Source organism: Rhizobium sp. CB2179, assembly GCF_057653455.1.
Genome location: NZ_JBYGKR010000005.1, coordinates 332,708 through 354,709, shown reverse-complemented (window position 1 = coordinate 354,709; position 22,002 = coordinate 332,708). Strand labels below are relative to the sequence as shown.

Annotated in this window: 18 protein-coding genes and 1 pseudogene; 2 read left to right on the top strand and 17 right to left on the bottom strand. The window is 60.8% G+C overall.

The window, feature by feature from the left end:
* Positions 1-303: 303 nt before the first annotated feature.
* A complete protein-coding gene (locus AC244Q_RS35330; protein ID WP_128407131.1) occupies positions 304-621 on the bottom strand; it encodes a hypothetical protein in 318 nt (105 codons plus the stop codon).
* Between the two features lie 419 nt (positions 622-1,040).
* Between AC244Q_RS35330 and AC244Q_RS35325 the strand changes: the two genes are divergently transcribed.
* Positions 1,041-1,349 (top strand): WGR domain-containing protein, encoded by a 309-nt coding sequence (locus tag AC244Q_RS35325; RefSeq protein WP_128407141.1) that lies wholly within the window; start codon positions 1,041-1,043, stop codon positions 1,347-1,349.
* Between the two features lie 267 nt (positions 1,350-1,616).
* Here the strand turns inward: AC244Q_RS35325 and AC244Q_RS35320 are convergent, their stop codons facing one another.
* The 10 genes and pseudogenes from AC244Q_RS35320 to AC244Q_RS35275 form a co-directional block, all read right to left on the bottom strand.
* A complete protein-coding gene (locus AC244Q_RS35320; RefSeq protein ID WP_012760275.1) occupies positions 1,617-1,928 on the bottom strand; it encodes a DUF736 domain-containing protein in 312 nt (103 codons plus the stop codon).
* 965 nt (positions 1,929-2,893) lie between these two features.
* A complete protein-coding gene (locus AC244Q_RS35315; RefSeq protein WP_026157742.1) occupies positions 2,894-3,778 on the bottom strand; it encodes an intradiol ring-cleavage dioxygenase in 885 nt (294 codons plus the stop codon).
* 7 nt (positions 3,779-3,785) lie between these two features.
* Positions 3,786-5,540 (bottom strand): FAD-dependent oxidoreductase, encoded by a 1,755-nt coding sequence (locus AC244Q_RS35310; protein ID WP_012760289.1) that lies wholly within the window; start codon positions 5,538-5,540, stop codon positions 3,786-3,788.
* Positions 5,533-6,618, bottom strand: a complete 1,086-nt coding sequence (locus tag AC244Q_RS35305; protein ID WP_128407132.1) for a branched-chain amino acid ABC transporter permease — start codon at positions 6,616-6,618, stop codon at positions 5,533-5,535. The genes AC244Q_RS35310 and AC244Q_RS35305 overlap by 8 nt, the downstream gene beginning before the upstream one ends.
* Positions 6,619-6,627: 9 nt before the next feature.
* On the bottom strand, positions 6,628-7,491 hold the full coding sequence (locus AC244Q_RS35300) for a branched-chain amino acid ABC transporter permease (RefSeq protein WP_003554581.1): 864 nt from the start codon (positions 7,489-7,491) through the stop codon (positions 6,628-6,630).
* The gene (locus tag AC244Q_RS35295) at positions 7,478-8,197 is read right to left on the bottom strand and encodes an ABC transporter ATP-binding protein (protein WP_128407133.1); all 720 of its coding nucleotides are present in this window, start codon (positions 8,195-8,197) and stop codon (positions 7,478-7,480) included. The genes AC244Q_RS35300 and AC244Q_RS35295 overlap by 14 nt, the downstream gene beginning before the upstream one ends.
* Positions 8,197-8,916, bottom strand: a pseudogene (locus AC244Q_RS35290) (ABC transporter ATP-binding protein). Before AC244Q_RS35290 ends, AC244Q_RS35295 begins: the two are co-directional and overlap by 1 nt.
* A gap of 49 nt (positions 8,917-8,965) precedes the next feature.
* A complete protein-coding gene (locus tag AC244Q_RS35285) occupies positions 8,966-10,246 on the bottom strand; it encodes an ABC transporter substrate-binding protein (RefSeq protein ID WP_128407134.1) in 1,281 nt (426 codons plus the stop codon).
* 54 nt (positions 10,247-10,300) lie between these two features.
* Positions 10,301-11,359 (bottom strand): maleylacetate reductase, encoded by a 1,059-nt coding sequence (locus AC244Q_RS35280; protein WP_128407135.1) that lies wholly within the window; start codon positions 11,357-11,359, stop codon positions 10,301-10,303.
* The gene (locus AC244Q_RS35275) at positions 11,356-12,219 is read right to left on the bottom strand and encodes a dioxygenase family protein (protein WP_128407136.1); all 864 of its coding nucleotides are present in this window, start codon (positions 12,217-12,219) and stop codon (positions 11,356-11,358) included. The genes AC244Q_RS35280 and AC244Q_RS35275 overlap by 4 nt, the downstream gene beginning before the upstream one ends.
* A gap of 95 nt (positions 12,220-12,314) precedes the next feature.
* Here AC244Q_RS35275 and AC244Q_RS35270 point away from each other — a divergent pair, with 95 nt between their 5' ends.
* Positions 12,315-13,265, top strand: coding sequence for a LysR family transcriptional regulator (locus AC244Q_RS35270; protein ID WP_128407137.1), 951 nt, complete (start codon positions 12,315-12,317; stop codon positions 13,263-13,265).
* A gap of 179 nt (positions 13,266-13,444) precedes the next feature.
* On the opposite strand, the gene AC244Q_RS35265 is transcribed toward AC244Q_RS35270, so the two are convergent.
* The 6 genes from AC244Q_RS35265 to AC244Q_RS35240 form a co-directional block, all read right to left on the bottom strand.
* The gene (locus AC244Q_RS35265) at positions 13,445-14,365 is read right to left on the bottom strand and encodes an ArdC family protein (protein WP_128408323.1); all 921 of its coding nucleotides are present in this window, start codon (positions 14,363-14,365) and stop codon (positions 13,445-13,447) included.
* Positions 14,366-15,110: 745 nt separating this feature from the next.
* On the bottom strand, positions 15,111-15,674 hold the full coding sequence (locus tag AC244Q_RS35260; protein ID WP_128406540.1) for a hypothetical protein: 564 nt from the start codon (positions 15,672-15,674) through the stop codon (positions 15,111-15,113).
* A 131-nt stretch (positions 15,675-15,805) separates the two neighbouring features.
* Positions 15,806-16,468, bottom strand: coding sequence for a transcriptional regulator (locus AC244Q_RS35255; protein WP_128406539.1), 663 nt, complete (start codon positions 16,466-16,468; stop codon positions 15,806-15,808).
* Positions 16,469-17,223: 755 nt separating this feature from the next.
* On the bottom strand, positions 17,224-17,988 hold the full coding sequence (locus AC244Q_RS35250) for a response regulator (protein ID WP_003554601.1): 765 nt from the start codon (positions 17,986-17,988) through the stop codon (positions 17,224-17,226).
* A gap of 282 nt (positions 17,989-18,270) precedes the next feature.
* Positions 18,271-18,855, bottom strand: a complete 585-nt coding sequence (locus AC244Q_RS35245; protein ID WP_245460473.1) for an invasion associated locus B family protein — start codon at positions 18,853-18,855, stop codon at positions 18,271-18,273.
* Positions 18,856-20,057: 1,202 nt separating this feature from the next.
* On the bottom strand, positions 20,058-21,491 hold the full coding sequence (locus AC244Q_RS35240; protein ID WP_245460478.1) for a type II and III secretion system protein family protein: 1,434 nt from the start codon (positions 21,489-21,491) through the stop codon (positions 20,058-20,060).
* Positions 21,492-22,002: the final 511 nt, after the last annotated feature.

Genomic DNA, 22,002 nt, shown 5'->3' with positions numbered 1-22,002 from the left:
GTCCGGCCGCTTGCGGCGCGGCATTCCGACACTCGTCATCTGGGAGGCGGTGATCGGCGTCGCCAGTTGGCAGTACCTCCATCCGACGGGAGAGGAATAGGGGTTTGGGGAAAGGGAGGAGGGAACCGTCCTCTTTCCTCATGGGAGGAAGTTTGAAGGAGGGGCTTGCACTTCCTTCATGGGGTGAGATTGAGAGGGGCGGCGCAGCCCCCCTTTCACAGCCGGGCCGGTCGGTCGATCCGGCCGGACCGGGTCATAAGGCAAGCTAAAGACCAGAGGCGGCTGCCGCCTCTGGTCTGGGTCTCAATCCGCGGGATCGAAGAACGTCTCTCTGTCCTCGACACCGATATGCCAGCGCTTATCGGACCACCGGGACGGAAGATAAATTTCGTCGCCGCCGAAATATGCGATGATGATCCGGTGGTCCTCATGGAACAAGCCGAAATCCACCTTGTTGTCGATCGCAAAGAGTAGCGCCGCCGACAGAAACTCGCGTGGGATATCGAAGGGAAGATGGACTTCCGCATCGAAATTATGACGCAAATTTTCAAGCAAGTCCGACTGTCGAGGCCGCAGCTTGAGGGCTCCTCCATCCATGGGATTGATTTCACGCCTTGTCATCAAAGTCTCCTTTTCGTTTTCTGACGAAAGGGGCCTGCACCGTAGCTCGCGAGGGGTCAGGGACCGCGTACGCGGCCGCCACGCGGCGAGCGGAGGAACCGATTTTCTGTGCCGCCTGCGGTGCGGAAAATTGGCGGGGCCGTGATGTCCTTGACGCCGGAGCGGCGGGTGCACAATGGGCGGTCAGAGAGATAGAACCGCGTCCTGAAAGGACGCGACCGCCTGCCAGCTTTGCTGGCCACAAGACGGTTCGGTAAGCTCGACGCGACCTCTTCGTGCGCCGTCTGTATTACGTTGCGAGAGGATCGCGACCGGAATCGGCGAAGACCGCCTGCGGGCTTCGGTCGCGGTACGATTGGCGCCTGGCCCGGTTGCCATCCATCACGAAATTGAATCGGTCGCATGTGACTGATTCAAATGTGTCGTTGGACGTCGCGATACTGTTTGGCGATCATGGCAGCATGATTGCGCAGCCCTACCATCTCTATATCGAACGCGCGGATCCGGCAAAGAACATGGCGCGCTACTACGCCATGGAAGTCGGGCAGACAATGTTTGGAGAGGTCTGCCTGATCCGGCGATGGGGACGCATCGGCCAGCATGGGCAGGAAAAACAGCACGTCTTCGAGCGGGAGGAGGAAGCGGTTCGCCTGTTCCTCTCCCTGGTGAAACAAAAACGTGCCCGGGGCTATCGGCCAAGATCAACTCTCCGGTATTTGCAGCGATGATCCGATCTCCTCGGTCCTTCAGCTTCACGACGACCGCCGAAACGGGCCCCTGATGGCGCGTGGTCTCGAGAATGCCGCGCCGATCTAGATGAGGAACGATATCGGCCAGTCGCGGTAGGGAGTTGGCGAATTGCTGCATGATGTTTTCCTTTCAAACGCGCGCATCACTGATATCCGACCTAAAGGTCGTGGCGGCCTCGAGGCCTATTGTCGGCTTTCTCAAAGCGGGCCGCTGGCCCCGCCTCAAGCGGCGGGGCCAGCGGGATCTCAGTCTCGGTTTTGGCGGGACCAGATCAACTGGTAGCCGTCCTCGCCTTCGACCTCCGAAAGCGTCGCGTAGATCGGGGCCGGGAAGCTCGGGTCGTCCAGCTTGACCGAGAGGTAGTCGCGGTCGCTCTCGCTGGAACGCTTCTGCCAGGCCGCACCAAGCTCGACGTTGCCAGCGTAGATACGGAAGTGCGGACCCTTGTCGGACGGATTTTCGACGCGGGCGATGCGGGCCTTGACGTTGAGAGCGAGAGTGCGGATCGAGCCGGTGAAGCCGTTTTCGTTTGCGGTGAAGATGCCGATGGTAGCCATGTTCATGTTCCTTTCGTGTGTATCGGGCCGCGCCCATCGCGGCCTCGATGGCTGTCGCAAAGACCGGTGACGATCGGACCGCACCTGATAAGGCCAAAATGAAATGGAGGGCGGCAAGACGCAGATTTGTTAGCGGGAGAGGAGGACGTGACGTCCGGGGTAAGAAATCTGCAAATTGCCGTTGCGGGAAGACGATCGAGGCGCAGCCGGTCTCCGGTCAGACATGCCTCATCGAGCCCGCGGAGGAGCGGCCTACGACAGCAATGGGAGGTACTTGAGCATGGGGGCCCGCGTCAGGGCATTCCGTACCGAAACAGCTGCAGCGGAAAGCCTGCGCTCTGTCCTCAAGTCATGGCGTCGAATTCGGTTGCGACGAGTTCGGCCGACCGGGCAGTTGCCCTTGTTATCGACGTGACTTGCCGAGCCTGGTTCGCCGCCCGGAGAATCCATGCGTCACGCCAAGCCGTCTATCGTCGAAGTCAGGCAGCCCCAAAGCAGTGGCCACCGATCGGCCCAACCGGGGAAGCGTTCGACCGCCGCGCCGCTTACCCAGTCCACTTGCTCGCACGCAAAACGGCCGAGGCACGGATGACGGCCGTCGATGCCAGGAGGCTGCCCATCGCTGAACGCCTTCGTCGCGGTCAGCTAGTCAAAGGTTGCTCTTGGACCCAAGGCGAACCCCGAATGCATGGCGTCATCGACGTAAACCGACAAGGCGCATCTCAATTTAAGTAGCCGGCTAAATAGTTTGTGGCGTAATCAACGTTATGGAACTATATGCGTCATATCGGCTTGCATTTTGTTTGGGCGCATGCCACCGAAAAGACCGGCTCAAATGCCGCGTTGGCTGGCGTCCCCTGCGGCTATGACCGGCGGAATTCGAGCCGCCTTCCCATCCGGGGAGATCATCTCCATTGCATCGGCTATCACGGCCTTCTTCGTCAGAACGCCGGCTGGCGAGCATGCTACTCCTCGGGCCGAGCCAGCACGAAATCGTGCTCTATCTGCCAGAACTTGCCAGAGAAACCAAGCTCGTCAGCGCGTACCGAATCCTCGACGTGCTGGAACTTGGCAAGCAAGCTCTCCTTCACGCCAAAGACGGCGTCGGAGTGGATGTACGGATCGTCCGGATCAAAGATGTGCGTCGTGAGCGTCTCGAAGCCGTCGGCCTTGATGATGTAGTGCAGGTGAGCGGGCCTGTAGGGGTGACGACCGAGCGCGCCGAGCAGCTTGCCGACCGGTCCATCGTCCGGGATCGGGTAATACTTGGGCTTGACTGCGCGAAACCAATAGCGGCCATCCGCGCCGGTGCGAAAGATGCCGCGAAGGTTGAAGTCTGGTTGGATCCCCTTCTGCTGCACGTCGTAGAAGCCTTCGTCGTTGGCCTGCCAGACGTCGATGACAGCGCCGGCAATCGGTCTGCCATCCGTGCTACGGATGCTGCCGCCGATCACCATGTCCTCGCCCTTGTGATCGAGGCAGATATTGGTGCCCATCGGCAGTTCCGGCGCGTCGGCAACGTGAAACGGGCCAAGAACAGTGCTTTCGGAGGCGCCTGAGGGCTTGCGGTTATTAATGGCGTCGACCAGCATCGACACGCCGAGCACGTCCGACAGCAGGATAAATTCCTGTCGCCATTCGTTGCATGTATGTCCTGTGCGGGTCAGAAAGAGAATTGCCTCCATCCATTCGTCCTGCGTCGGCTCAAGCTCCCTCACCGCCTCATGCAGCTTGCGTGTCACGACCTCCATCACGCGCTTCAGGCGCTGGTCCTTGGTGGTGGCGTTGCGGCTCGTGACCACCTCAACGGAGTTCTCTTCCGTGAAGAAACCCTTTTCATGTGCATCAATCATCGCCCTATCTCCCCAAAACGCTGGTCAGCACGCGCCGCAGTTCGGCTGACGGATCGTCGACGATCGCTTCACTTCGCCAGGCGACATGATGGTCGGGACGCACGAGGAGGACGCCGCTGTCTCGGATTTCGCGCATGTTCGCCCAGTCGCCGGCAAAGTCCTGCCAGGGCTGACGTGGACCGATCAGATGTGCGGCGATATCGATGCCCAATTCCTTTCCAAGGGTTCGGGCGGCCTCGATCCAACCCTGTCCGCCAATGCCGGTCAGCACGGTAAACTTCCCATGTCCGGCAAGGTCGAGCGTCGACAGCTTTTCGCCTGTCGCAGAATACACCCAGGCATGCGGCAGCCTTGCGCCGGGCCAGCTCGTCTGCTGGCAGTGCAGTTCCGGATCCCGGGCGAAGGCCGGTTCCGCCTGCTCATCCGTTACGATCGCGCCCGATCGGTAGCGCTGGTTCATCTCGACGCCATGGCAATCGAACTCGTAGACCTTGTCGGCGATCGCCTTGCGGATCGCGGCCCGTTGCTCCTCGGCCGCGACAGTGTTGTTGCAGCGGGCGTCCATGTTCTCCTGCATCTTCACCGGGTCGATGGAATCGAGCAGCCCCAGCGCCTTGAAGATCGGCCCGAACTCCTCGATCGACTTGTTGGCCCGGGTGACGATCTGCTTGGCGACGGGCGCCCGCTCGGCCTGATAACTGTCGAGAAGTTTCGGGCCTGCGGCCCCCTTCAGGACGAAGGCGAGCTTCCAGGCGAGGTTGAATGCATCCTGGATCGAGGTGTTCGAGCCGAGCCCGTTTGACGGCGGATGGCGGTGGGTGGCGTCGCCCATGCAAAAGACGCGGCCATTGGACATTGACGTGGCGTACATGTTGTTGACGGTCCAAGTCGAGACCGACTTGATGGTCATCTCGAGATCCGGATCGCCGACCAGGTCGCGCACGACCTTCTTCGCATGCGCTTCATCCACCGAAGGAGGCGGCTGGTTGATATCGTAACCCCAGACGATCAGCCATTCGTTCCAGGGCCTTACCATACGCACCAGCCCCATGCCGATGCCGCCAACGTCAGCACCCGGCTGCAGCACCCAATAGAGCACCGAGGGACGATGGGCGACCAGTCGCGACAGATCGGCCTCGAACAGGATGTTCATCGAACCGGCGACCCCCATCTTGCCTTCGAAGGTGAGGCCCGCGTGTTCCGCGACCTTGGAATTGCCGCCATCGGCGCCGACCAGATATTTCGAGCGGACGGTGAATTCCTTGCCGGTCAGCCGGTCGAGACAGGTTGTCGTGACGCCGTCCTCGTCCTGCGCATGGCCCAGATATTCCGTCGACATGCGCGATTGGCTACCGCGCGAACAGGCCGTCTTGAACAGCAGCGGCTCCATGAAGGTCTGCGGCAGATCGTTCATATGAGCCGGCGACGACAGCTGGTGCTCGGCGCGCGATAGCGGATGTTTACCCCAGCTCTTCATCCGGCCAATCTCCTCGCCGGTGAGCGAGGTACAGAACACGTTCTCGCCCATCAGGTCTTGCTCGGCCGCGAACATGTAGGCCTCGTCCTCCACGTCTCGACCGAGATCGCGCAGCACTTCCATGGTGCGCTGGTTGGTGATGTGGGCGCGCGGTGTGCTGGCGAGCCAGCGGTAGCGGTTGATCACTAGGTTCTCGACCCCGTGGGAGGAGAGCAGTGCGGCGGTGGCGGAGCCCGCCGGCCCGGTGCCGATGATGAGTACGTCGGTGGTAATGTCAGCCATGAGGCCCTCCCCTATGCGTGAGATTGAGCGGCCCGCCCTTCAGGACGCGGCGAACCGGGAAAAGCTGGATGCCGGTGCGCTCGGAGAACAATCCCCAGAGGCCGCGCGGCGCAAGAAGCATGATGGCGATGCCGAGAAGACCGAGCATCAGCAGGTACCAGGAGCCGTAGTCGGCCAAGAGGTTCTGTAAGAGAAAGAAGATGATGACGCCGAGGATCGGTCCCTCGATCGTGCCGATGCCGCCGATCACGACGATAAAGATGACATAGGCCGTCCAGTCGGTGACCGAGAAGGCAGCGTCCGGCGAGATGCGCGCCTTCTGCACGTAGATCAGCGCCCCGGCGATGCCTGTCATGAAGGCGGTCGCCAGATAGACCAGCGTCTTCATCCGCCGCGCATCGACGCCGACGGCGCGGGCGGCCTGCTCGTTGTCGCGGACGGCGGCAAGGCCGAGACCCTGCTTGCTGCGCAGAAGACCATAGATGAAGCCAATTGTGGCGACGGCGAGGATCAGCGCCAGCCAGTAAGTCAGCGTGTCGCCCGCCTCGGAAGCCTTCATGCCGAAGAGGTCGCGCATCGCCCCGACGCCCATCATGTCGCGGGTCGCCTCCCGCGGCAACGAGGTGCCGGTGCCGCCGCCGAGCGCCTTCAACTGGGCCAGCAGCAACCGCACGACCTCGGCCACCACCCAGGTGCCGATGGCGAAATAAGGACCGTAGAGGCGGAAGGTGAAGAAGGCCGTGGGAATGGCGAGGGCGGCGGAAAATACGCCGGCAATCAGTATGGCCACGACCGGGTCGACGCCGAACAGGATGACGCAGCCGAACATCGTATAGGCGCCAAAGCCGACGAAGACCTGCTGGCCGACCGAGATCAGCCCGGCATAACCGGCAAGCAGGTTCCAGTTCTGCGCCAGCACCAGCATGGTGAGGATGAAGAAAAGGTCCTGGATGACGCCGCGCGAGACGATGAAGGGTGCGGCGAAGGCAAGCAGCAGAAGGGCAACGACCGCGACAGCCGACAATGTCGATGCCCTGGTACGCGTCTCGACGGTGAAGGAGGGAATGGCCATGGTCATCGATGCACCTCAATCCACCGCGCGCGGGAAAAGGCCGCGCGGCTTGAACAGGAGAACGGCGAGGAATGCCAGGTGGCCGGCAAGGATCTGCCACTCCGGATTGATCGCGGCACCCACCGTCTGGGCAACGCCAAGGATGATGCCGCCGGCGAGCGTGCCCCAGAGCGAGCCGAGCCCGCCGATGATCACCGCTTCGAAGGCATAGATCAGCCGCGCCGGTCCCGACGTCGGATCGAAATTGGCGCGGGTCCCGAGATAGAGGGCAGCGATCGTCACCACGACCATGGCAAGCCCTGTCGCCATGGCGAAGATACGTTGCGGCCGGATGCCCATCAGCCCTGCCGTCACCGGATCGTCCGAGGTCGCCCGGAAGGCGCGGCCGACGGAGGTGCGGTAGATGAGCTGGTTGAGACAGACGATGACGGCGACGGCGGAAAAGAAGGTCATCAGCGGCATGATGCCGGCGGTGACCGGGCCGAGATTGACGGAGGCGCTTTCTAGGCTCCCAGCAAAGACACGGCGGCTATCGGCCGAAAATCCTTCGAGCAGGCCGTTCTGGATGACGATCGACAGGCCGAAAGTGACAAGCAGCGGCGGCAGGATATCCTTGCCGAGCGTGCGGTTGAGCAGGAAATATTGCAGGCCCCAGCCGATGGCGAACATCAACGGCATCGCGATCGCGGCGGCAACGAACGGATTGAGCCCGAGCGTCGTCACCAGAACCAGGATCAGGAAGGCGGCAAGCACGATCAGATCGCCATGGGCGAGGTTGACCAGCCGCATGATGCCGAAGACGAGACTGAGCCCCGCCGCAAACAGCGCGTAGAGCCCGCCGAGCAGCACGCCCTGGAGAATGGTATCAAGCCAGTTCATGGTGATCCGTCCCGAAATAAGCCTTGTGGATGTCGTCGCGGCTGAGGTCGGCGGCGCGGCCGGAAAGCGTCACCCGCCCTTCCATCATGCAGTAGACGCGGTCGGCCACCTTCAGCGCCTGGGCGATATCCTGCTCGACGATGACGATCGAAGCGCCGGTCTCGCGGATGCGCGGGAAGGCGGCGTAGATATCGCGGACCACGACGGGCGCAAGGCCAAGGCTGATCTCGTCACAGAGCAGCATCGCCGGATTGGACATCAGCCCGCGGCCGATCGCTACCATCTGCTGCTGCCCGCCGGAAAGCGCCGTGGCCGGATTGTCGCGCCGCTCCTTCAGGATCGGAAATAGCGCGAAGATGCTTTCGAGCGTCCACGGGCCATCGACCTTGCGGCCATAATTGCCGACCAGCAGGTTTTCCTCGACGCTCAGCGACGGAAAGAGTTTTCGCCCTTCCGGCACCATGGCGATGCCGCGCGCCAGAATGTCAGGCGCCGACAGCGCGCCGATCGGCTCGTCGCGATAAAGGATCGATGACGCCGCATTGGTGAGCACGCCTGAGATCGAGCGCATCAGCGTCGTCTTGCCGGCGCCGTTGGCGCCAATGATAGCGATGGTCTCGCCGGCGCCGACCACAATATTGACGCCGAACAGCGCCTGGAAATCGCCGTAGGAGGCGGTCAGGCCTCTGGTTTCGAGCAGCGCCATCAGATCTCGATCCCCAGATAGATTTCACGCACGTCGCGCGATGCCATGATGTCGTCGGGCTTGCCGATGCCGATGACCCTGCCGAAATGCAGCACCAGCAGCCGCTCAACGACAGAATTCAGCGCATGCAGCACGTGCTCGATCCAGATGACGGCAACGCCGCGCGCATGAATGGCGCGGATGGTGGCCACCAGCGACCGGCACTCGCCCTCGGTCAGCCCGCCGGCGATTTCATCGAGCAGCAGCAGCTTCGGTTCCGTCGCCAGCGCTCGGGCGAGCTCCAGCCGTTTGCGCAGCAGCAACGACAGGCTTCCGGCCAAAACATTCGCCTTGTCGATCAGCCCGGTGTCCACCAGGATTTCGGCGCAGCGGTCCGACACCTCGGCCTCGCGCCGCCGCGAGCCAAAAGCGCCTGCGACCAGGAGGTTTTCAAAGACCGTCAGCTTCTCGAACGGCTGCGGGATCTGGAAGGTGCGGCCCATGCCCGCCAGGCAGCGCGCCATCGGCGGCGTGCGCGTCACGTCGCCGCCGAGAAAGCGGATGCTTCAGCTGTCGGCGGGGATATTGCCGGTTATCAAATTGAACAGCGTCGACTTGCCGGCGCCGTTCGGCCCGATAATGCCAAGCGCCTCGCCTTCGCCGACGGCAAAGGAAATCTGCTCGGCGACCGTCAATGCGCCGAATTTCTTCGAGACCCCATCGAGTTCGAGAATTGCCAAACCCATTCCTCCGAGAACAGGCGGGGCCGAACGGGCCCCGCGCAAAAAATCAGGCGATTGCTTCCATCTTGCCGCCGACCGGAATGTTCGGCGCCGTCTTGTTGTCGGTGATGACGAGATCGTAGCCCCCGCCGTCCTTCAACCGCCACTGGCCGCCGACGAGCGGCGTCTTGGCAATGTTCTTGGCCGCGAAAGGCGGCAGGCCCTTGCCGTCCCAAGCAATCGGCCCGACCAGCGTATCGAGCTTGGTGGCGGCAATCGCCTGCGCGACGGCATCCCCGTCTGTCGGATCTCCGGCCCGCTTCATCGCATCCACCGCCAGCTCGAACAGCGCATGGGCAAAACCGATCGGCTGCGTCCACGGCCTGCTAGTCGCCTTGGTAAAGGCGGCCGCCACCTCTTCTGTACTTTCGCCGGTCAAGGACGATTTGAACGGATGGCTCGGCGTCCACCAGACTTCCGACGACAGATTATGCCCGGCATTGCCGAGCGCCTCCACCGTCTGCGGGAACAGCAGTGCCTTGCCGATCGAGGCGATCTTCGGGGCGAAACCCTGCTGCTTGGCCTGGTTCCAGAAGGTGGTGAAGTCAGGCGGGATCACCACGCCGGTGATGATTTCGCACTGGCCCGATTTGAAGGCGTTGATCTGCGCCGAGAAATCATCCGTCATGTTCTGATAGCGGCCGGGGTCGATCAGCCCGTAGCCCATCTTTTCCAGCACCGGCGGGAAGCCGACGACCTTGTCGCCCCAGGCATTGCCGTCGCCGTCATTTGGGAAGAGGCCGCCAACCTTCTTGTTGGTCTCGATCTGCGCCCACATGTTGGTGAAGACCGAGATGACGTCCTCGAGACCCCAGAAGAAGTGATAGGCGTAGTTGAATGGTTTCCAGGAGGTCGGGTCGCCGGGATTGCCCTGCTGGCCGATGAACCACGGCTGCCAGGGAGCCACCGTCGAAATACAGGGCATTTCCTCAGCCTCGCAGGTGGTCGCCACCGGATTGGTGGTCTCCGGCGTCGAGGCGACGAGGATCAGGTTCACCTCGTCGGTGACGATCAGTTCCTTGGCGACCTCCGCCGCCCGGTTCGGATTGGATTGGCTGTCCTTGACGACAACCTCGTAGTTGAGACCCTTCGACTTGGTGACTGCCAGAAAACTGTCGATGACGAACTTGTCGGCCTCACCGAAGGCGGCAAGCGGTCCCGTCTGCGGGCTGACATAGCCGAGCTTGATCGCGGCGTCCTGCGCGATCGCGGGGGCGGCGAGCCCGGATGTCGCCGCCAATGCACCGGTGGCGGCCGTCGTCTTCAGAAAATCGCGTCGGGTAAACATGTTTCCTCCTCCCATTTTCCTCTCCTCCCAGAGAGCGTGATGTCTGTCGTCAGCTTATGCCGGCCGCTTGCCCTCCCAGGCATCCTGCAGCAGGGCACGAATGGACTTCCGGTCGATCGGCCTTGGATTCCGGTAGGGATTTTCGGTGGCGATCTCGGCTGCGCGATCGAGATCGGCAACGCTCAGGCCCAGACCCTTCAGCGCCAGCGGTGAACCGATTTGTCTCGCGAAATCCCAAAGCCCGCCGCCGACCGAGGCGCCGAAAATATCGGCGACCGGCGCCAGAAGTTCCGGCACCGCCGCGGCATTGTAGGCGGCGGTGTGCGGCAGCATGATCGCATGCGTGTCGGCGTGCGGCGTATCGAAAGTGCCGCCCAGCGTGTGGCAGATCTTGTGGTGCAGCGCCATACCGACCGTGCCGAGCACGGTGCCGCAAAGCCAGGCGCCGTAGAGTGCATCGGCACGGGCATCGGGCTCGTGGGGATTAGCGATGATATCAGGCAGGCTGGTCTTGAAGGCCCGCAGCCCCTCGACCGCCATCAGCGTCGAAATCGGGTTGCGGTCTTGCGCGTAGAGCGCCTCGACCGCATGGGCCATGGCATTCAGGCCCGAGGTGACGCTCATGCCGACCGGCAGGCCAAGCGTCAGCGCCGGGTCGTAGATCACCACCTCTGGCAGGATGCTCGCATGGCGCACGGTCGTCTTGCGCCCGGCCTCGGTCTGGCCGAGGATCGGCGTCACTTCCGATCCGGCATAGGTCGTCGGAATGACGATCTGATGCACATCCGTGCGATAGGCGATCGCCTTGCCAAGCCCGGTGGTCGAGCCGCCGCCGAGCGAAACGACGCAATCGGCCTGCGTTTGGAAAACCACCTCCATCGCCTCTTCGGTGACATCGACTGGCGTGTGCATAGTGGCGCCGGCAAAGACGCCGACAGCGAGAGAGCCCAGCCGCGTGGCAAGCGCTTCGGCGTCGGCCTTCTGTTGCGGCGTCGAGAGAACGAGGGCCTTGGTGCTTCCGAGCTTTTCCACCCACTCGCCGGCGGCGGCGCTCTTGCCTTCGCCGAAGACGATATGGGCGGGGCTGCCGCTATAGGTGAAAATCCGGCTCATGTATCGGCTCCCTGCCTGGCGCGGACCATGACGAAAGTCAGTTTCAACAACCACCCCTTGCCCTGCTGCTCGAAGGTTCGCACCAACTCGGGCTTGACGGCGAAGATCGCGTCTTCGGCCAGATGCGGATCGCTGCCGTCATAGATATGCGTGGTGATCGTCTCGAAGTCCGACGCCTTGATGATGAAATGAAGATGCGCGGGGCGGCGCAGCGGATAGCCCGCCCGCCGCAAAAGCTTTCCGACGGGACCATCGTCAGGCACGCCATAGCCGCATGGCTTGATGGTCCGATAGTGGAAACGTCCGTCGGGATCCGTGCGGAAGCCGCCGCGCAGGTTGAATTCCGGCTGCAGGTCCGGCTGCTGGTTTTCGTAGAGGCCTTGAGCATTGGCCTGCCAGGTGATGATCTCGGCATTTGCGATGGGATCGCCATCGAGATCCTGCACGCGGCCGGAAACTTCCAGCGGCTCGCCGATACCATCAAGCGAAATATTGCCGCCGAGCGGCAATTGCGGAACGTCGGCGCGGAAGAACGGTCCGCGCACGGTGTTGGGGGTGGCCGTCTTCGGACGGCGCGAATTGATCTCCTCGACCAGTGTCGAAGCGCCGAGCAGATCCGACAGGAGCACCCACTCCTGGCGTCGCTCGTCGCTTGCATGGCCAACGTCGGTCAAGAATTCGATGACTTGACGCCATTCCGCCTGGGTGGGCCGCACTTCGCGGATCAGGGTATGAAGATGCGTCACCGCCGCCGCAAGAACCTGTGGCAGGATGTTGTCCTTTGATGGCTGAAGTCGTTGCGCGAAGATGTCATGCGAGGTGGCCTCGCTGAAATTCAGCGCCATCGGACCCGGCGTCATGCGTCTCCTCCAAGGCAATGGCTGGTGGAGACAAATTTAGTCCAAACGCTATGTGCCGGTAATGATTTTATTCGCGATTAATATATCATATCGTTATGAAGATAGACGAACGTCACCTTGTCCAGCTTGCGGCAGTCGTTAAGACCGGCGGGGTCACCGAGGGAGCTGCCCTGCTCGGCCTATCGCAGCCGGCTGTTTCGCGTACGCTCGCAATGCTCGAGGCTCGCATCGGCGAGCCACTGTTCGTCAAAGGGCGGCGGCCGTTGCAGCCAACGTCATTGGGTCGGGCGCTGGCCGATCACGGCCAGACGATGCTGTCGGCATCGCGCAAGGCCTCCGATGTCGTCGAAAGCTTTCGGGCCGGCAGAAGCGGCGTAGTGCGTGTCGGTGGCACGCCTTTTTTCATGGATGCGTTGATCGCCGGCATGATCGCCGAGTTCCAGAACCTGCATCCAGACGTGCGCATCGACCAGAGCTATGGTTACTTCCCAGACCTCCGTGCCGCGCTCAATGCCGACCAGATCGACCTTGCCATCTGCCCGATCGATATTCTCGACGAGGGCTCCGGCCTCGAATTTCAGCAAATCCTGCCCGGCCGCAACGTCGTCGCCTGCCGGGTCACCCATCCTTTGCTGTTGAAGCGGCGCCCTCAGCCGGCGCACCTGCTCGATTTCCCTTGGGTGGCGCCTCCACCAGGCAGCCCGCTACTCACCGATCTGCGCAGCATGCTGCTGTCCTTCGGCGCAACCGAAGTCAAGATCCGCTATTCGGGCGGCTCCCTCATGAGCGTCGTCCAGTACATGAAGGCGGCGGATGCGCTGACCATCATGCCGCACAGCGTCGTCTTCGCATTGCGCAACGAAAAGTCCATCACCGCCCTGCCCGTTCCCATCCCCCATTCGGAACGCGCGCTCGGCTTGCTGAAGCGTTCGGACGCACCCCGCACACCCGCCGCCGACAACTTCGCCCGCCACATCCGCACCAGCTTCGATAACCTCAAGCACCTGATTAAGCGGCATGAGCAGTCAGTGGTCTGGGGCTCATGAACAAAATGCGAGAACGTGCAGCAGGCAATTGGTGCCACTTCACCGTTCGGTCTGGGCAAGGCCTCGGCGGCGGCGCGATCAGGCTACGGAGCGGCGCGTCGGTTTTCACCATGCAGGCTTGGAAGGCCCGCGGGGCGGCCTGATCATCCGAGCATTTCATCAGTTGAAGAAGAGACGGCTCACGCCGCCTCCTCCTCATCGAGTTCCGGCTGCAGGGAATGCAGGTAGTCGACGGCGCGCTGCGCATATGCTGCCGCCGAGAAGATGGCACGCTTGTCGTTGGCCAGAACCTTCAGCCAGCCATCGAGATAGCTGGCGTGGTCGGGGCGTGGTTCGAGCTCGGGAACGATGCCGAGATCGGCGCAGAGAAACGCGCTGCCGAGTTCGGCAATCAGTTCTTCGCGGGCGCGTTCGCTCCGGTCTTTCGCGTAGCGGCTGAGATCGCGATCAAGCCGTTGCGGTGCGGCGGTCCAGTGCGTGATCTCGTGGCTGAGGACGGCGACATAGGAAGCATCGTCCCGGAAGGCATCAAGGCATGGCATCTGGATGTAATCACGCTGAGCGGCATAATAGGCAGCCGATCCTCCGTGGCGGATCAGTGCGCCGGTATTGGCAAAGAAGCGGCCGGCATCGCCGATGCGGCTCATCGGATCCTGGTGAGGTGCGATCTCATCGAAGCGGCCGTTAAGACCGGCGATCTGATCGGTGTTGAACACCGTGTAGGCCTTGAGGAACGGAACATCCTGTTCGATCTCGCTGCCCGTGTCTGTCGTCTCGGTGCGGACGAACGAACTGGCAAAGACGACGGTTGTGCCGGTTTCGCCCTTGCGCACGGCGCCGCCGAGCTCGATTGCCTGGCGAAACGTCATCCAGCGTGATGAGGCAAAGCCGCGGGCGATAGCTTCGGACCACAGCAGCAGGACATTGATCCCGGTGTAGGGTTGGCCGTTGTGGCGCAGTGGCCGGCTGACCTCACTTGCCGCATGTCCCGTCGTCCAGGGTTTGGTCCATGGCCGCACGCCCCGTTCGAGATCGGCGATGATCGTGTTGGTGATGCGGCTGTGGATATCGGTTCGTTGGTTGGATTGCTGCCTGCTCATGTCTAAACCTCCGTTTCGAGGTCGCGGCCATCGCGACCTGCTACGGCGGTCCGAAAGCCGGGCGGCAAGCGCTGCCTGCACCCCGCGGGGCCGCAACGCAGTGGAGGACGGCAAAGCCGTTGCCGGCGGCGCGAGCCTGGCAGGACCCAAAGCCGGGGCAGGACGCGATGGTCGAAGTCTAGGTGGGGGGTTTAGACGCAGGCGGACATGGCAAACCCCGCGATCCGGATCCCGTCGCCAGCTTCGCGGATGAAGCGCGCGCGATAAGACATCACGCGCCAATCGAGATACTCGTCCCGAACATCCGGGCATGGGCGCGAGAATGGGATCGACTGCCGGCCGGCAACGGTCGATCTCGATCTTATTCGACGAGGCAAGCTAAGCCGGAGGTATGACGCTTCAAATCTCTCGGCGATGTCGACGACGACGGGAGGTGGCTTTTTTGCAATTATTGCCACGCCGGGCAATGTTCGTTGGAAGGTGGTCGGGCGGACTGGCCAGCATGACTTCACGCATGTCACTGCCAACCCAGTCCGGCGGGCTACTGGTAAAGACGGGAGGGACCACCAAGCCGTTTTAGGCAAAGGCAGACGGAACCCGGATTGAGCGCCATCAAACGCCAGTTGTTAGCTAGATCATTCGACGGCCGGGCCGATAGACCTTAGGCAATGCGCCAGCAACGCAGCTCATACCCGTTCCGGGCCAAGGCGCATTGGCCCCATTGGGTACAACGGGAATTGACAATTCAGCGTTCGAACCGATCAAGCATCCTCCTCAGTTGTGCGTTTTGCAGCCGAAGCTTCCTCGCCAACTGATCCCGGAGCATCCTGATTTCTCCCTCAAGGCTGATAGCATCGTCGGAACCGATGGCAAGTCGTGGAGATGGCCGCGAAACGACATCCACGACGTCCGCTTTCCTGGCCTGTCTGCTGCGCTTTCGCGCTGAACCATCGTCAGTCCGCGAGGGCTTGGGCGCGGCGTGTGCAGCTATGTCCACCTTATCGGATGAGGCCAGATCAGCCGCTTTCTCGAGCGTGGCGCTTTCGACATCTGTCGTGTGATCAGCACTATTTGCCGCCTCTTCGGCATGACGAGGCAGGTCTACCGACACCGCCTCGTGTTGTTCGTGGGTGACCGGCTTTTCGTTGGCCGCACGGTCTGCGGCTTTCGACCGGTTGCCGGCCGCCGTTTCAGTCGGCTCGGCGATGGCTGATACGTCCGGCTTCACATCATCGGTTGAGCCGTGTTCTTGCTTCTGCTGGCGTCGCCGTGACACCAGCCCAGCAAGAAGTTTCCATGGAGACGCCATTTTATTTGACCTCGAATTCTACTGCGTATGCAAACTGCGAGCAAAAACGTTGGCGGCAGAACGAACCGCCGCCAAAATCTTCACTTCAATAAGCATGAGAATGCGGCCAGCGCTTGACCGTCTGCTGCCGATCAACCGAGGTTGAGGCGCTTTCGCAGATCGGCATTTTCAGCGCGGAGCTTCTCCGCCAGCAGCTTGCGCAGTTTCTGGTTTTCCTCTTCGAGCTGCAGAAGATCCGAAATCTCATCAACTGCAGCCACTGGCGGTGCAGCCGCTATCGACACAGCCTTCGGAGCACGTTTGACAGGCGCACGCTTGGCACTCGTCGTCCCTACGTCAGGCTTTGCTTTGCGTCCTCCCGTCTGCTTTCCAGCTTTGGCACCCGAAGCCGCTGCCGGTTGCGAAGAAACGGCGGCTGAGGCGGTTTCAGGCACCACCTTCTTGGCGCGAGGTTTGCGCACCTTCTTCAGTACATCGGGCGCCGCGGCGGCCGGCGTGTCAGCATTGTTTGTCGTATCTTTTTCGTCGGCCATTATGGTCTCCTGTAAAGCCGATGCATTTGTCTCTTGCTCGATCGGCAGTGTCAATAACGGCCCGGCCTGTTCTTCTTCGGATACAAGCATTCCGGTGCTTCTTGCCTGAGGAGCTAATGACATAAATGGCATTGCCTCGTCCTGCATATCTTGCGCAACGGACTTGAGATCCGTGTCTGCCCAGATCGAGCTCGGTTTGGAGTTGAGTTTTCGCCGACCTGATTTGTACTCGACGGCAAAGCTGCGCTGCACTTTTTTCAATTTAAGAAAGCCTTGGGTATCTGCGGTGATGTTTCAGCGACGTTTTCAACATCGCAGCATGTCCTGCAAATAGCGACTATTGCGCCGGCGGTCCATACCCTGGCTGATACCACGGCCACGCGCGCGTTCAGCGCTGGTCAAACCGCGCTCCGCCGCCTATTGTCCGTGAGCGCAAAACCTCCCCGGCTGCCTTAGCCTTGTCGATCTCCCCGGGGCACGGTGTATGGCGCGACCTTCTACTGGAACTTGGGGCTATTGGCGCGGGAGCGCAGACTGGCGTCATAAAACTCATGGCAGCAGGCGCGAACGGCTGCGATCGAACAGCCGCGCGAGCCCGGCATGCAGGCGCATAACCGCCTTATTCCAACAACTTCATTCGTGACCGTCGCGGCTTTGCCCCCGCCATCGGCGTATACCGCCACGTCGGCCGCGAGTATCGCCGCAATTTCGCCAGGTCGCCGTCGCGCGAGGCGGTCAAGAATGCCTCGGCTAGCTCGAGGCATCGCCGTCAGCCATTGCCGCTTCTCCAACAATCAAGGCTCTCGTAAGTGATGATGATGCAGCGCAGCGAAACGTGACATCATAACAGTGAGAATGTCCTCAACTGCGTTTAACGCTCGCCGCTTCTCTCCTTTTGGACCGCTCATCAAATCGGTCATCCCGGGGGTTAGCGCCTGCGATCTCGACCGTTGACAGATGCGGTCGCCACCGGCCAGTTCGTTGGCAAGCTGAGACGAAAAAAGACTCCAGCGCGCTCATAGGGAGCGAACGTTGTCGTTCCCGGTGAGAACCGCGATGCTAGCTGCCACGTCAGGCACGCCTGCCTTGACTGGAAGCGTGAACTGGTAACCGCCATTTCGGATCGTCCGGAAAAGGGGGCCGCTTTGGGTTTGACCAAGCTTACGTCGCAGCCTGCTCATCAAGACGTCTATTGATCGGTCCATAGGCTCGCTCTTGCGCCCTTGTGTCAGATCAAGCAGCCGGTCTCGTGACAAGAGTCGGCCCGGTCGTTCAAGAAAGACCACCAACAGGTCGAATTCCGCTCCGGTCAACTCAATTTCTGGGCCACGCAACTTGCATACCCGCCGGGTGCTTGTGTCAGCGATGAATTCTGCGAAAGTGAAGACCTTGACGTCGGTGTCACTGTCCTCAGCGTCGCCGGCTCGTCGCAAGACTGCCCTGATCCTTGCCACGAGTTCTCGCGGATTGAACGGCTTGCCAAGATAATCGTCCGCTCCGAATTCCAGGCCAATGATACGGTCCACCTCCTCCTTCAATGCGGTCAGCAGAATAACAGGGATTCGAGACTGGCTAGCGCGCAGGTTCCTGCAGATATCAAGGCCCGAACCATCCGGAAGCAGGACGTCGAGCACGATCAGGTCAGGCGTGCTGGTATCGATCCACCTCTCACAGTCCTGCCGACATGCAACAGCGGTGACACGAAAACCTTGATCGACAAGATAACGTGTCAGTAGCCGGCGGATTTCCAGATCGCCATCAACGACTAATATATGGTCCATATCGCCCACCTCGATGATTGATTTCTTCTTCCACTGCCGGCTTTCAATTCTCGTTGTCGTCTGCGGGAAACCTCCAGAAACATCCCGAGATCGCCGAGAAACGTTAAGCTGCTGGAACCGCTGCATTCGAAAACGTCACAAGCAGCGTTTGATTGCCGAATAATGGTGTGCTGTCGCCGCGGCCCTGTATCTCATGAGATCGGCGCTGGGCCATGGTTCGATGCGCCCAAGTCCGTCAGCCGTTGGGAGTAAGGAACGGCATCCGCCATGGGAGCGTCGCGATCATCGCAGTTCCGCCAGCCGTTCGAGCGAACGAGGAAACCCCTTCAGAGAGACGCGAAAGGTCAGCTTACCACCTGAAGCAAACGAAGTGGCGCTGACCGTGAGCACCTGCGCGGCTTTCAAAATGTCTATGGTGGCGTCGGACATGATGAGAAGAACGACGCAACCATCGGGCAGGCACGTCGCAACATCCGCATGTTGTTTTGAGGGTTGCGTATCAAGCTCGAGGCGCACGCCGTCCGACAACTTCAAGCCGAGCGGCATCCTGATCAGGACCCTCGTACCCAGCTCTTCAGAAGGGTAGACCTGAATTGCGAACGCAACCAAACCGCTCTTTGGATCTTCATGAAACTGACCCGCTGCACATTGCTTTCCGACGTCGACGACCGCGCATTCAACGCCCCAGTCATCGTACTTCTCCTTTATGCCGTCGGCGGCGACGAGGAGCTGTCCGCTCGGCGCAGCGGCGCCCAGGGCCAACGATCCGGCGCGGTTGAACCCACTTTCCACTCTCCATGAGGCCTCATCGGAATTTTTTCGTTGGGCCGCTTCTGGCCCAACCAAACCCGACAGGAGCAGTGCCAAAACGCTCGCCAGTCTCAGCCCCAAACCCAAACCTCCCGACGGCGCTCGCTCGCGACCTGCAGCAACCCCATCCCCAAACGCAGAACCCATCGTGGGTGATTTCGCCTCCGTCCTCGCAGTGCAGCAGGGCCGGAAACACGGCATGAATAGATCGCCCAAAGGCCGGCTTGATCTCGGGCGGGGCGGAGGGAGAAGCAAAGGGCGTCGCCGTCCACGACCCGAGAACTCTGCCCGCCAAACAGGCTGCCGACAGGATCGGCATGGCGGATATACGCGAACGAAAATCGTCCAGACGCCGAATGAAAGGAACCGGTGGGGACAGACGTCGCGGGAAGGCAGTCGTTGCCGGCATCGGGGAAAGGAGCGACGCGATTTAGGTCGCAAGGCGCCGGCATCCTGGCGGACACCGTTGAGCCGAAGCGCTCAGAACCGAGCATGGATGGGTTGCGGGGCGCACAGATCATTGGCTGCAAGATATCGAGGGCTTATCTGCGCAATAGCATTTGTATCTCAAGGAAGGACACGATCTGACCGCCAATGCGCCGTTCGAACAAGAGCATTCAATCCAATAGTCGTTGGAGCCGTGCTGCGGTCCGCGAAACAGCGAGTATCCGGTTCCTGTGTCGGCGATGCTGGACCCGACCTGAAACAGCGACGTACTGCCGGTTGCGCTGTCTTCGGCAAATGTGGACGTCGACAAGCCGGAGGCGACCAGGCCCGCGATCAGGCAAAGCAACCGTGTCCTGAGCGGATGGTCTACGCCGCGCCGCGGCAGGAGGGACTGTCGCGATTTACCGTCGTTCATTTCGATGTCCATGGACGGGTTCCTGACTACGTCGCCATCCTTGGTAGCGGGTTCAACGTTAAGCAGCGTAAAGGCTGCGTAAAATTGAGTAAAAGCAGACGAGTGCGACCGCTCCGGGGTGCCACGTCCGACCACGGATGGTGCCCGCTGGTGCGACCCCGGACGCCCGGCGCGCGAGCAAGATCGATGGTTTGGAAAGGATGGTGAGCGTCCCGTTTGTCCAAGTCATGCCAACCTCGGAGCTGAGCTTTTAACGTTGGGAAACCCCTTCAATGGCGATATTTGTTAGCCGTGTTCTTGTCGGGCTCACCTGCTGGCATGCCAAGGCACTGACCGAAGAGGCAGGTCGGTTGAATGACAGGCCGGGACTCTCCGGGCGTCAGACTATCAGCAACGGTCACTTGTATATGAAGCCGACGGTGCCGTGATATTGCGCTGTCGGCTCCAAGGTTTTGCCGTTGCCGTAGAGCCTGTTGATCCGGTCGAGTAACCCCTGAGAGGCATCATCAGCTGGGCTAAGATTGTCATCAGGCCGATTCAGATCTTTTGCCGCGACAGGGCGAACCAAATAGGGTGTGGCGATAATTACGAGTTCAGTCTCGTTTCTCTCGAAGCTTGTCTGGCGAAACAAAGCGCCAAACCCTGGAATCTTGTTCAAGACCGGCGTCCCACTGGAGGTCCTGTTGAAGTTATCTCGGATTAGCCCCGCCAGAGCGATCGAACCACCCGATGGCAGTTCAACGGTGGTGCTGGTCGAACGCTTGCCGTAGGTCGGGGATGAACCGGATATAGAGGTAACCGGTTCGGACACCTCGGTTGAGATCTGCAGGCTGATCCGACCGGACGTTAGGACGATGGGCTTGAATGAGAGGCTGATGCCGTAGCTGTACGGGGTTTGGGTCGTATTGCCATCGCTGTCGGTGTTTGAATAGAGGACCTCGCCACCTGCTTGAAACGATGCCGATTGACCCGAGACGGCCGTCAATGTCGGCTCGGCCAAGGTTCGAACCACTTTCGCTTGTTCAAGCGCATTCAATGTCGTTGAGAGGCCATACTTGCCGAAGGATCCGCTGAATAGGGCTGATAGGCCGCCGCCGGAGGTCGCGGTCGTCGCATCCGTCGATGCCGTTCCCAGCTGGGCAATTGTTGAGCCACCAGCGTTTTTTAGCTCATTGTCAAAGCCCAGTTGCTTCAGGATCTCTCGCTTTACCTCCGCTATCGTCATTTTGAGCATCACCTGATCGTCGGCTGCGATGCGAAGAAGGTTGATGATTTTGGATTCCTGCCGATCTTCCGCAACAAGGGCCACGGATCCTTGACTACCCCCGCTCGACGCACTTTGGGTGCGGGTCGTCGCCTCCCCGCCTTTGACGAAAGCGGATGCAAGATCGGCGGCTTGTGCCGAGTCCTGTGCCGACCTTACGGTGCCGGTGAGGACAATATTATCGGAAATAATCTCAACCTTGATGGCCGCATCTGGTATCAAACGACGCAAATCCTTCTCCAGCCCGGCAATGTCTCTCTCAACCGCGATATCGATATTGACGATTGGTCGCTTGTTCGCATCGAGGATGAAGATATTCGTTTGCCCGACCTTTTTGCCAAAGAGAAAGATGGTGCGTGTCGCTCGCACTATCGCGTCAGACACGCCTGGATCTGAAACAACAATGTCATGAGCGTCCTGAGGAAGTTCAACGATGAGCGTCTTATTTAGACCGATGCGGACATGCCGCGTGACATTCACACCGGTCTCTGTAACGCTGATGACATTCTCGGCACGGCAATATGTGGCCGACGACAGCAGCGTGAGCAGGAGAACTGTATGCGCAATCCAGCCGGCATGGACCGAGGACTTCCCTAAAGCGGGATGAACCCTAATGTTCAATGCCGCATCCTTCCCGTTGCATACTATCGCGCTGATCAACCAGCAGCTCCCAACTGAGCGCGGCGACTGCGAGGGCTATGTGCTGTGGGTCCCAGCCGGCGGAACGTGCCTTTTCGAAAAGCCTGGTAAGTGAGGGCTCCAGCGCGAATTTGCATTCGATTTGATAGGCACTGTCACTTTTTCGGATCGGAGAAGACGGTATATTGATGTCAGCCACGAGTTAGTGCCTTTGCTCTTTTCAATCGGCGGTGAATCTTCGAAGGACGTCCCGCCAGTAACTCACCGGTTCGTGGCACGATCATGCTCTGAACATTTCCGTGTTTTACGAATTGTTTCCGAGCCGGCCGCGCTGCTTCATTGTGCGAGATTCGAACGCGGCACTCGTGCGGCCCGCCAGCAGGTCGAATTGCGAATGGCGGGCGTGGGATGGCGGCCACAATCGCGCGATGATTGCTGG